This window comes from Dyella sp. (genome assembly GCF_035277725.1).
Taxonomy (GTDB): domain Bacteria; phylum Pseudomonadota; class Gammaproteobacteria; order Xanthomonadales; family Rhodanobacteraceae; genus Dyella_B.
The window spans coordinates 1-10,416 of record NZ_DATEJY010000263.1 but is presented as its reverse complement, the minus strand read 5'-3'; the positions used below and the strand labels follow the sequence as shown (position 1 = coordinate 10,416).

Sequence of the window (10,416 nt, the reverse complement as noted above, 5' to 3'; positions counted from 1 at the left end):
CGCAAGCCAAGCTGCTTGCCGAGCAATGGCGACCAGGCGCCCAGCGCGAGCACCACGCGATCGGCCGTGAAATCACCGAGCGTCGTCGCCACGCTGGTAATGCTTCGATCGTTGGTAGCGATTCGCTCGACCTTCGCGCCGGTCTCGATCATGCCGCCATGCTCGCGCACCAGCCGGGCCAGTTCGGCGGCATAGCGATCCGGCCGCAGGCGCGCATCACCAGGATGAAACAAGCCGCCCAGCACGCCCGGCTTGAGCGCCGGCTCCATCGCTTCCACCTCATCGCCGCGCAGCCGCTGCACCGGAATGCCCAGGCGATCGAGCAGTTGGGCATGGTGATGCTCGTCGTCAGCCATCTGTTCGGTACGGCGATAGACGTATAGCAGTCCTTCTTCCACGAACTCGCAATCCAGCTTTTCCGTGCTGACCAGCTCGGCAATGAGCCGGCACGAGCGTTGCAGAATCGCACCCCGCGCTTTCGCCGCATGCTCAAAATCCCGCCACGTGCAACGCCGCGCAAAGCCCATCAACCAGCGCAGACGCGGGCCATCCAGACGAGGATTGAGATAGAGCGGCGCATCGGCGCGAAGCACCGAGCGCAAGGCCACGCCCAGCGTGCCTGGCATGGTCAACGGCGCCGCGTGGCTGGGGGTAAGCGTGCCGCAGTTGCCATGCGAGGCGCCGCAGCCGGGCGTGCCCTGTTCCAACACGCGCACCCGGGCACCGCCTTTGAGCAAGTGCAACGCCGAAGCCAGGCCGATGACACCGCCACCAAGGATCACTACGTCACTACGGGAAGCATTCATCCGACCATTGTAGCCAAGCCAAATTGGTACTTGCGCGGCACTGGGTCGCGGGCGCAGGCTGGTATCGCGACCACGACATCATCCCCATGCCGATGCGTCTGACGACCGTGATGTGCCTGCTTTGCACGACCGTGCTGGTGGCCTCGATCAGCGCGCACGGGCAGCCGTCCGCGCCTTCCGCCGGACAATTGCTGAGCCGGTTCGGCAGTGCCCCGAATGGCTTGGCGCGCCATGAGTACTTGACCTCGGTGATGCCCTTGCTGAGCGGGGACGACAAAACCCTCGCGCAGCAACTGCTGGCCACCGTGGACAGCGAACTGGGCCTCTATAACCAGGCCATGATGACCTTCCCGTTCGACAACCGCATCTCGCCGCCTCGCTCCACACTGCTGCCCCAGTCGGACCAGTGGCAGGCCGTCGACGCTGCAGATGCCGTGGCCGAACTCGCCGCCCATCGGCGCATCGTGCTGATCAACGAAGCGCATCACGATGCCCATACCCGCGAACTGACGCTGGCCCTTCTGCCACGCTTGCGTGCACTAGGCTTCCAGTACTTTGCCGTGGAGGCACTGAGCGCCAAGGACGCCGACCTGATGCGCCGCGGGTATGTCACGGAAACGTCCGGCAGCGAGTACCTGCTCGAACCGCTGTATGGCGAGGTCGTGCGCCAGGCGATCCGGCTTGGCTACACCATCGTTGCCTACGATCCGGAAGATGCATCGCTGGCCGATCGCGATACGGAGCAGGCCCGGACGCTCTACGAAAAAGTATTCGCCAAGGATCCTCAGGCCAAGCTGTTCGTGCACGCCGGCTACTCGCACATCGACAAAGCCGCAGGCAATCTGGGCGGCAATATCGAACCGATGGCGATGCAACTGAAACGCCTCACCGACTACGACCCGCTCAGCGTGGATCAAAGCCAATTTCGCGATGTCGCCATCGGCGGTCTCGATTTCGGCTTCTACAACACCATCGCCAGCCACTTCACGTTCCCGGTGCCGTACGTCCTGCGCCAGCGCGGCAGCGATACGATCTGGAGTTCCGATGCCAAGCAGCACGATGTCACGGTGATACTGCCGCCCGCGTTCGACAGCGATCTGGACGTCAACGGCATCATGAAGAGCGACGTATTGCGCCGCGAAGTCATCCTGCCGCGTCCACCGTTCGATCCCGACCATCGGCCATCATGGCTGACGCTGGGTGGCAGGCGTCTGCCTTACCCGGTTAGTGCAGAGCTGTGCGCCGGCCAAATTCCCTGCGTGGTCGAAGCCGATTACCCCGGCGAGCCCGACAACGCCACGCCGGCCGATCGCTACACCTTCCTGCGCAACACCCACTCGCATAACACGCTTTATCTCTACCCCGGCCATTACCGGCTGCGCGCCTGGGATATCACCGGCAAAACCCTGCAGCAGCAAGACGTCGACGTGCCGTCAAAGTGATTGGCCCTCTGCTGCTCTTGTTGCTCTTTGGCGCACACGGCTAGCTTTTTACCGGAGACCACCGCAACACCTATCGCGATGCATCGCAGCGCGACGTGCTCGTGCCCGCAGCGGCGTGTGCGAGCGTCATTGATCCCCGGCTCATCGAGCCAACCCACCTGAGGAACCTCATCATGATTGGCCGTTATTCCTTTAAGGCCCCACCCCGCCGGCTCGGCTGGCTGATGCTGATGACGCTCTTCGCCAGCACGGCAGTGTTGGCGCAGACGCCACCGGATGCAGCGCCCGTGGACGGCGATGGCGGCCCGGACATGCATCACGGTCCCGCTTTCGCACCGCCATGCGCATGCGCCAGCAAGAACCACGAACAAGGCGTGGTGCTGCTCAAGGTGCTGGTGGGCACCGACGGTTCCGCGCACAAAGTCGAAGCCGACGCGGACAACAAGGCTTCACCCGAGTTGACCAAGGCCGCCAGCGACGCCGCCATCACCTGGCATTACCCGCCGAAGCAGGAAAACAGCAAGGCAGCCGACGCATGGATCAAGGTGCCGGTGCTTTTCAGCCTTGCTCTGCTGCCGCCGCATCCGCCCGGCCCGCGCGGCGAGGTGCCACCGCCGCCGGGTGCGCCGATACCTCCGCCTCCCGGCCAGCCAAGCTCCCCCAATTCCTGAGAACTTCCCCGCAACTCTTTGATTTGCTATAACCTCGGCGCAGCACCAACGCCGAGGTTTGCAGATGGATTTGGCCATCACAGGGGATAAGGACAAACACCGAGCGCTCGCCCGCGCCCTGCGCCTGGGCGCGCTGGTGGGCGCCTTGCTGCTGCTCGCCGCCTGCGCCAGCTCCCCGCGGCGTGAAGCCACCTTCAAGCCCTCGGCCTCCGCCCTTGCCAACGAACCGGCACGCGCACCGGAAAATGCCGTCGGCACCGCCAACGACGTGCTGTTCCGTGCCATGGCACTGGTCGGCACGCCCTATCGCTGGGGCGGCAACACACCCACCGGCGGCTTTGATTGCAGCGGCCTGGTGGAATACATCTATCGCAATGCCGCCAATATCGATCTTCCGCACAGCTCGCGCGACATGGCCTCGGTGAGCGGCGCGAAGATCAAGCGGATGGACGACCTGGTAAGCGGCGACCTGGTGTTTTTCGGTAGCAGCGGCGGCATCAGCCATGTTGGCGTCTACGTCGGCAAAGGCCGCTTCGTGCATGCGCCCAATAGCGGCGGCACGGTACGGCTCGACGATATCGATGGGCCGTATTGGCGCGATCACTTCGAGTACGGGAAGCGTTTGCTCGACTGACGGGCGCCACAGGTTGGCGGTGAGGCGCAGCCGAACCCCGACCTCGCCATGGGCATTCCGGCGTCGGGGCTTCGACTACGCCTCATCGCCGACCTACAAGGTTCACGTTTTTTCTGCCTTCACGAAAATTATATTGTGCACAATTAAATTTGATGCTAAATTTCGCTCCATGAAGAAATCCCTCACCCCCTCCCTGCTCCTGGACGAACAGCTGTGCTTCGCGCTGTATGCCGCATCGCGTCGCATGACGGCGGCCTACCGTCCCTTGCTCGACGCATTGGAGCTCACCTATCCGCAATACCTGGTGATGCTGGTGCTGTGGGAACGGGACGGACTCACCGTGAGCGAGCTGGGCGAGCGGCTGCAACTGGATTCCGGCACGCTCACCCCGCTGTTGAAGCGGCTGCAGCAAGCCGGTCTGGTCGGCCGTCGCCGCCGTCAAAGCGACGAGCGCGAAGTGGAAATCAGCCTGACCGAAACCGGCAGCAAGCTGCGCGAGCGCGCGGCCGAGGTGCCGCGCTGCCTGGCCGAAAAACTTTGCATGTCCGTGGATGCATTCACGCATCTGCGCGATGAGTTGAAAAAGCTGGCGACGCAACTCGCCTCCCCCACCGACCCCACCTCACATTGACCCGGAGAGTAAACGCCATGAGCAACCCGACCAAAGTTCTCTACACCGCTACCGCTACCGCCAAGGGCGGTCGCGAAGGCCATATCCACAGCAGCGACGGCGTGCTGGATTTCGATCTGAAAGTGCCGAAGGAACTCGGCGGCCCGGGCGGCCACGGCAGCAACCCGGAACAGCTGTTCGCCGCCGGTTATTCCGCTTGCTTTGAAGGTGCCGTGCGTTACGTCGCACGCGAAAAGAAGGTCGCGCTGAAGGAAGCATCGGTGACCGGCCACGTCGGCATCGGTCCGCGCGAACCCACCGGTTTCGCCATCCAGGTGAAGCTGGAAGTGAGCCTGCCGGGCATCGATCGCGCCGTGGCGCAGGAACTGGTCGACATTGCGCATCGTGATATCTGCCCGTATTCGCATGCGACGCGCGGCAATGTGGATGTGCAGATCAGCCTGGTTTGAATGGTTGTGCCGTGAATACAACAACGGCGCCGAAAGGCGCCGTTGTTTTGCATAACCCAATGATGGCGTCGCTCAATGCGCCTCGGCACCCGGCGGATGCGCATGCCCGTGCTGAATCTCTTCCTCGGTCGCCTCGCGCACTTCCTGAATCGCAACGTCGAAGTTCAGCGTCTTGCCGGCCATCGGATGATTCATATCCACGTCGATGGTGCTCATGCCTACCTTGTGCACCGTCACCGCGCGCTGGCCGCCCTGCTTGAGCGACAGCACCGTCACCATGCCCGGCTTCAGGCGGTTGCCCTGCTGGAAGTACTTCTTCGGCACGCGCTGGATCTGGCCTTCCTGGCGCTCGCCGTAACCGTCGGCGGGCGGAATTTCCACCTGCAGCGTGTCGCCGGCGCCATGCTCTTCCAACGCCTTTTCCAGGCCCGGGATCAGCTGGCCGTGGCCCAGCAAAATCCACAACGGCTCGCCGCCGTCGTGCGAGCTTTCAACCTTCTCGCCGTCCACGGTAAGCGTGTAGTGGAACGCGATGACCTTGTCCTTGCCAGCCTTCATTGCTTGTCTCTTAGGTGAACCAAAGACGACGATTCTATCAGCTACCGAACTTTACGCCGCGCGCCTCCGGCCCCAGCCATAGCAGCAGCGCCAGCAGCACGGCCACCGCCGCAATCCACAGCGACATCACCAGCGGCAGCCCCGCCCCTTGCGCCGCCAGCCAGGATTGCGCGGTGGCGGTGCCGGCGGCGATCAGGTTGCCCATCTGATAGGCAAAGCCCGGCAGGGTGCCGCGCACGGCATCGGGCGACAGCTCGTTCAGATGCGTTGGCACCACGCCCCAGGCGCCCTGCACCATCACCTGGATCAGGAACGCACCCAAGCCCAGCAGCAACAGGGAACCGCCGTAGGTCCACAACGGAATCACCGGAATGGCCAGCAAGGCGGACACGATCATGGCGCGGCGCCGCCCCACTTTTTCCGACCATCCGCCGAAGAAGATGCCGCCCACCAACGCGCCGAGATTGAGCAGGGCCACCAACAGAAACGCCGCGCTCGATCCGGTCGGCAAATGCAGATTCACTTCTTCGAACGTGTGATACATGTCCTGCGAGCCATGGCTGAACATGTTGAATGCCGCCATCAGGCACATCAAATAAATCGCCAGCTTCCAATGGCCACGCATTGCCTCAGCGAGACTGCGCTGGCCGTGCACCGCCTGGCTCGCTTCCCACGCCGGCGATTCGGGCACTTTGCGCCGGATATAGAGCACCAGCAACGCTGGAACGGTGCCGACGACAAACAGGCCACGCCAACCGATGTGATCGATCAACAACCAGTTCGCCAATGCGCCGAGGAAAAACCCGCACGGATAGCCACTCTGCAGCAAGCCCGACACCAGGCCGCGCGACTTCGCCGGGATCGACTCCATCGCCAGCGACGCGCCGATGCCCCACTCGCCACCCATCGCCACGCCGAACAAGAAGCGCAACGCCAGCAACATCGTCATCGACGTGGAAAACGCCGTCGCCAGTTCGAACACCGAAAACAGCAATACGTCGACCATCAACACCGGCCGGCGGCCGAAGCGATCCGCCAGGCGTCCAAATAGCAAAGCGCCGACGGGACGCGCCGCCAGGGTCAGGAACACGCCCAGCGTCACCTCGGTGCGATCCACGTGAAATTCGTTCGCGATACCGACGATCACGAAGGTGAAGAGAAAATAGTCGAACGCGTCCAGCGTCCAGCCCAGAAAGCTCGCCAGCACGGTATGCCGCTGCTCGTGATTCAACTCGCGAAGGGCAGACAGGACGGACATGCAACACTCCCGATAGACGGCTGCGCGAGGCTACCACGATGCCGCAGCGGCCTTCATGTATAATGCGCATTCGAAATCGCCCGCTTTCCAGCGTCGCATTCCTCCCACATCCCATATACGGCAACGCGGTTCTAGACGAAGGCTCCGGGTTGCAACAGGAGCTAATCATGTCTTTCGAATCGCTGGGCCTTGCCCCTGCGTTACTGCGCGCGCTTGCCGAACAAGGCTACGCCGAACCCACCCCGATCCAGGCCGGCGCCATTCCGGTGGTGCTGGAAGGCCACGACCTGCTGGCCGCCGCACAGACCGGCACCGGCAAGACCGCCGCCTTCTCGCTGCCCTTGCTGCAGCATTTGTCCACGACCGAACCTGCCAGCAAGAAGCGTCCACGTGCACTGGTGCTGACGCCCACGCGCGAACTCGCCGCGCAGATCAACGACAACGTGCGCGCTTATGGCAAGCACCTGCGCGTCAGCAGCGCGGTGATCTTCGGCGGCGTGAGCATGGGCCCGCAGGTACAGGCGCTGCGTCGCGGTACCGATATCGTCATCGCCACGCCGGGCCGGCTGGTGGATCACATGCAACAGCGCACGATCGATCTCTCCGGCGTGGAAGTGCTGGTGCTGGACGAAGCCGACCGCATGCTCGACATGGGCTTTCTGCCGTCGCTCAAGCGGATCATCGGCGCGCTGCCGAAGCAGCGTCAGACGCTGCTGTTCTCCGCCACCTTCGCGCCGGAGATCAAGGCGCTGGCGATGCAGTTCATGCAGTCGCCGCACGAAGTGTCGGTGACGCCCGCCAACAGCGTGGCCACCACCGTGAGCCATCAGGTGCATCCGGTCGATGGCACGCGCAAGCGCGATCTGCTGCTGCACGTACTCAGCCAGGACAGCCGCCGCCAGACACTGGTGTTCAGCCGCACCAAGCATGGCGCCGACAAGCTGGTGCGCTACCTGGAGCAATCTGGTTTGCGCGCCGCGGCCATTCACGGCAACAAGAGCCAGAACAATCGCACGAAAGCACTGGCCGATTTCAAGAACGGCCGCATCACCGTGTTGGTGGCGACGGATATCGCCGCACGCGGCATCGATATCGACCAGTTGCCCATCGTGATCAACTACGACTTGCCGATGGTGGCGGAAGACTACGTGCACCGCATCGGCCGCACCGGCCGCGCCGGCGCCAGTGGCATTGCGCTGTCGCTGGTTTGCCACGAAGAATCCGGCCTGCTGCGCGATATCCGCAAACTGTTGAACCAGGACATTGCGATCAGCGAAGTGCCTGGCTTTGAACTCTCCACGCCGCTGCGGCTGGATGCGCATGCACCGCGTCCCAAGCAAGGACAGCGTCAGCAGCGCCCGCCGCGGCAAGGTGGCAATGGGCATCGTCCGCATGGGCATGCACAGCAAGGCAATGCGGCTGGCGAGCATGCGATGGGAAATCGCAAGCGCCAGCGGTCGCGTGGGCGCAGGCCGGCGGCGAAAGCGTAACGCTGCCCCCTTCCTTTCGCGATCAGCTCCCTCCCCTGCGGCAGTAAGGGGAGGCTAAGGGCTAATGCTCCGAGCTTAAGGTTTTTCAATCGCCGGAAACCCTTGCTCGTCATTCCAGCGAAAGCTGGACGTAGCGCGAAGCGCGGAGAGCGTCCGAATGGACGGCCCCGAAGGGATGAGCGAAGCGAATCATCCAGTGCCTTTCAGCCCGAAAAGTCGCTGGATTCCTCGCTCCTCAAAGCCGAGCACATCCATGTGCTCTCCCCGCGTACCAGCTTTCGCTGGAATGACGGGTTTGGGTTATGCGGCGACTGAAGGAGCCTAAGTCCGGAGCATTGGAGCTGAGGTGGGGTTGCTTGTGCTTTAGCGCGCCACCGAATGCGGCTATCACCCATCCGGCGCAATCAACGCCGTCAGCACGTGGTCCTCCCACACCCCTGCAATCTGCAGATACCGCTTCGCATACCCTTCTTTCTCAAACCCAAGCGAGGCCAGCAACCTCCCGCTGCGCTCATTGCGCGGCAGGTAGTTGGCCATGATGCGGTGCAGCCTCAATTCGCCGAACGCCCAGGCAAAGGCCGCCTCCAGTACCTCGCGCATCAAGCCCTGGCCCTGCATGCGCGCGGCCACGCCATAACCGAGATGGCAGGCCTGAAATGCGCCGCGCACGATATTGGAGAAACTGCAGCTGCCGAGAATCGCATGCTCGTGGCGGTCGAACACCAGCAAGGGGTAGCCACGATCCTGCGCCGCATTCTGCCGGCTCAATCCGATCGACTGGATGCAGTGTTCCAGCGTGTAGAACGCCGTCTCGTGCAGCGGCTCCCACGGCGCGAGATGTTCACGGTTTTCCACGCGATAACGCAGCAGCTTGCTCGCATCCGTGATCTCGGCAACGCGGATGCGCGCTCGCGGCGTTTCCAGCAGCGGCAGTGCGGCCATGGTGTTCAACACGCCTGCCACGCCGCGGTTTCCTTCACGCCTGCGACCCGCGCCCACGGCTTCATACCTGGCCCGGCCGCCCCGGCGATCCCCGAGGACACTCCCCTAACCAAGTCCATGCGATCTTTCAGGCGATTCTTCATCACGGCTCCTGGTAACTACACAATCGATCAAGAGTATGTCCGCCATGGGCTGTTACAATAGTGGCCTTTCTCCTGCATGCCCCGCGCGTGCCACCTCGAGGTTTCCCCCATGTCGTCCCCGTCTTCCGACTCTGCTCCGGCCACCGCTGGTTTCTCTGCGCTTGCCCTCACGCCGGAAGTGCTGCGCGCACTGGCCGACGTGGGATACGAAGCGCCGTCGCCGATCCAGGCCGCAACCATCCCGCCGCTGCTCGAAGGCCGCGACGTGCTCGGCCAGGCGCAGACCGGTACCGGCAAGACGGCTGCCTTCGCACTGCCGATTCTCTCGCGCATCGAAATGCGCCCGGGCAAGCCGCAGGCATTGGTGCTGGCCCCGACGCGTGAACTGGCCATCCAGGTAGCCGAAGCGTTCCAGCGCTATGCCGCGCACATGCCGGGTTTCCAGGTGTTGCCGATCTACGGCGGACAAAGCTACGGCCCTCAATTGCATGCGTTGCGGCGCGGCGTACATGTCGTGGTAGGCACGCCCGGACGTGTGATCGATCACCTTGAAAAAGGCACGCTCGATCTGTCCGAGCTGCGCTTCATCGTGCTCGACGAAGCAGATGAAATGCTGCGCATGGGCTTTATCGACGACGTCGAGAAAGTGCTGCAAGCCACGCCGCCGGAGCGCCAGGTTGCACTGTTCTCCGCCACCATGCCGCCGCCGATCCGCAAGATCGCGCAACAGCATCTGAAGAATCCGGTGGAAGTCACCATCAAGGCGGCCACCACCACTGCCGCCAACATCCGCCAGCGCTACTGGTGGGTGAGCGGCATGCACAAGCTGGATGCGATGACGCGCATCCTGGAAGCCGAACCGTTCGACGCGATGATTATCTTCGCGCGCACCAAGCAGGCCACCGAGGAACTCGCCGAAAAATTGCAGGCGCGCGGTCTGGCCGCCGCCGCCATCAACGGCGATATCGCGCAACCGCAGCGCGAGCGCGTGATCCAGCAACTGAAAGAAGGCAAGCTCGACATTCTCGTGGCCACCGACGTCGCCGCGCGCGGCCTGGACGTGGAACGCATCAGCCACGTATTGAACTACGACATTCCGTACGACACCGAAAGCTATGTGCACCGCATCGGCCGCACCGGTCGTGCCGGCCGCAGCGGCGAAGCAATTCTGTTCGTCACGCCGCGCGAAAAAGGCATGCTGCGCGCGATCGAGCGCGCCACGCGCCAGCCGATCGAGGAAATGAAGCTGCCGACGGTGGAAGCCGTCAACGATCGCCGCATCTCGCGCTTCAAGCAGAACATCAGCGATACGCTGGCCATGGGCGGACTGGAACAATTCCAGCAACTGATCGAGCAGTTCGAGCAGGAGCACAACATCCCGGCGATCGAAAT

Annotated in this window: 11 protein-coding genes; 7 read left to right on the top strand and 4 right to left on the bottom strand. The window is 63.3% G+C overall.

Translation table 11 applies throughout. The features are described 5' to 3' along the window. On the bottom strand, positions 1 to 806 hold an 806-nt coding region (locus VJR68_RS21035; RefSeq protein WP_324150809.1), incomplete at its 3' end, for an NAD(P)/FAD-dependent oxidoreductase. A gap of 86 nt (positions 807 to 892) precedes the next feature. Between VJR68_RS21035 and VJR68_RS21030 the strand changes: the two genes are divergently transcribed. The 5 genes from VJR68_RS21030 (at position 893) to VJR68_RS21010 (ending at position 4,633) form a co-directional block, all read left to right on the top strand. Then, a complete protein-coding gene (locus VJR68_RS21030) occupies positions 893 to 2,248 on the top strand; it encodes a hypothetical protein (protein ID WP_324150808.1) in 1,356 nt (451 codons plus the stop codon). 173 nt (positions 2,249 to 2,421) lie between these two features. Next, positions 2,422 to 2,919, top strand: a complete 498-nt coding sequence (locus VJR68_RS21025) for an energy transducer TonB (RefSeq protein WP_324150807.1) — start codon at positions 2,422 to 2,424, stop codon at positions 2,917 to 2,919. 64 nt (positions 2,920 to 2,983) lie between these two features. Continuing rightward, complete coding sequence (locus VJR68_RS21020; protein ID WP_324150805.1) at positions 2,984 to 3,553, top strand: C40 family peptidase; 570 nt, start codon at positions 2,984 to 2,986, stop codon at positions 3,551 to 3,553. Between the two features lie 169 nt (positions 3,554 to 3,722). Then, positions 3,723 to 4,184 (top strand): MarR family transcriptional regulator, encoded by a 462-nt coding sequence (locus VJR68_RS21015; protein ID WP_324150804.1) that lies wholly within the window; start codon positions 3,723 to 3,725, stop codon positions 4,182 to 4,184. Positions 4,185 to 4,201: 17 nt separating this feature from the next. Further along, positions 4,202 to 4,633 carry an organic hydroperoxide resistance protein gene (locus VJR68_RS21010; protein ID WP_324150802.1) on the top strand — a complete coding sequence of 144 codons (432 nt, stop codon included), beginning with the start codon at positions 4,202 to 4,204 and terminating at the stop codon, positions 4,631 to 4,633. A gap of 72 nt (positions 4,634 to 4,705) precedes the next feature. Here the strand turns inward: VJR68_RS21010 and VJR68_RS21005 are convergent, their stop codons facing one another. Beyond that, entirely contained in the window at positions 4,706 to 5,191 is a 486-nt protein-coding gene (locus tag VJR68_RS21005) for a peptidylprolyl isomerase (RefSeq protein WP_324150800.1), read from the bottom strand. A 37-nt stretch (positions 5,192 to 5,228) separates the two neighbouring features. Continuing rightward, positions 5,229 to 6,449: an MFS transporter gene (locus tag VJR68_RS21000; RefSeq protein WP_324150799.1), complete on the bottom strand. Its 1,221-nt coding sequence runs from the start codon at positions 6,447 to 6,449 to the stop codon at positions 5,229 to 5,231. 167 nt (positions 6,450 to 6,616) lie between these two features. Here VJR68_RS21000 and VJR68_RS20995 point away from each other — a divergent pair, with 167 nt between their 5' ends. Continuing rightward, a complete protein-coding gene (locus tag VJR68_RS20995) occupies positions 6,617 to 7,939 on the top strand; it encodes a DEAD/DEAH box helicase (RefSeq protein WP_324150798.1) in 1,323 nt (440 codons plus the stop codon). Between the two features lie 387 nt (positions 7,940 to 8,326). Here VJR68_RS20995 and VJR68_RS20990 read toward each other — a convergent pair whose 3' ends face one another. Then, on the bottom strand, positions 8,327 to 8,902 hold the full coding sequence (locus tag VJR68_RS20990; protein ID WP_324150796.1) for a GNAT family N-acetyltransferase: 576 nt from the start codon (positions 8,900 to 8,902) through the stop codon (positions 8,327 to 8,329). A gap of 231 nt (positions 8,903 to 9,133) precedes the next feature. Here VJR68_RS20990 and VJR68_RS20985 point away from each other — a divergent pair. Continuing rightward, the coding region (locus VJR68_RS20985) for a DEAD/DEAH box helicase (protein ID WP_324150795.1) at positions 9,134 to 10,416 on the top strand (1,283 nt) is incomplete at its 3' end.

Bases quoted from the DNA above. Each gene is read 5' to 3' on its own strand.
- VJR68_RS21025 (WP_324150807.1), top strand. From the start codon at position 2,422: ATGATTGGCCGTTATTCCTTTAAGGCCCCACCCCGCCGGCTCGGCTGG.
- VJR68_RS21030 (WP_324150808.1), top strand. From the start codon at position 893: ATGCCGATGCGTCTGACGACCGTGATGTGCCTGCTTTGCACGACCGTG.
- VJR68_RS21010 (WP_324150802.1), top strand. From the start codon at position 4,202: ATGAGCAACCCGACCAAAGTTCTCTACACCGCTACCGCTACCGCCAAG.
- VJR68_RS21005 (WP_324150800.1), bottom strand. From the start codon at position 5,191: ATGAAGGCTGGCAAGGACAAGGTCATCGCGTTCCACTACACGCTTACC.
- VJR68_RS21020 (WP_324150805.1), top strand. From the start codon at position 2,984: ATGGATTTGGCCATCACAGGGGATAAGGACAAACACCGAGCGCTCGCC.
- VJR68_RS21015 (WP_324150804.1), top strand. From the start codon at position 3,723: ATGAAGAAATCCCTCACCCCCTCCCTGCTCCTGGACGAACAGCTGTGC.
- VJR68_RS21000 (WP_324150799.1), bottom strand. From the start codon at position 6,449: ATGTCCGTCCTGTCTGCCCTTCGCGAGTTGAATCACGAGCAGCGGCAT.
- VJR68_RS20995 (WP_324150798.1), top strand. From the start codon at position 6,617: ATGTCTTTCGAATCGCTGGGCCTTGCCCCTGCGTTACTGCGCGCGCTT.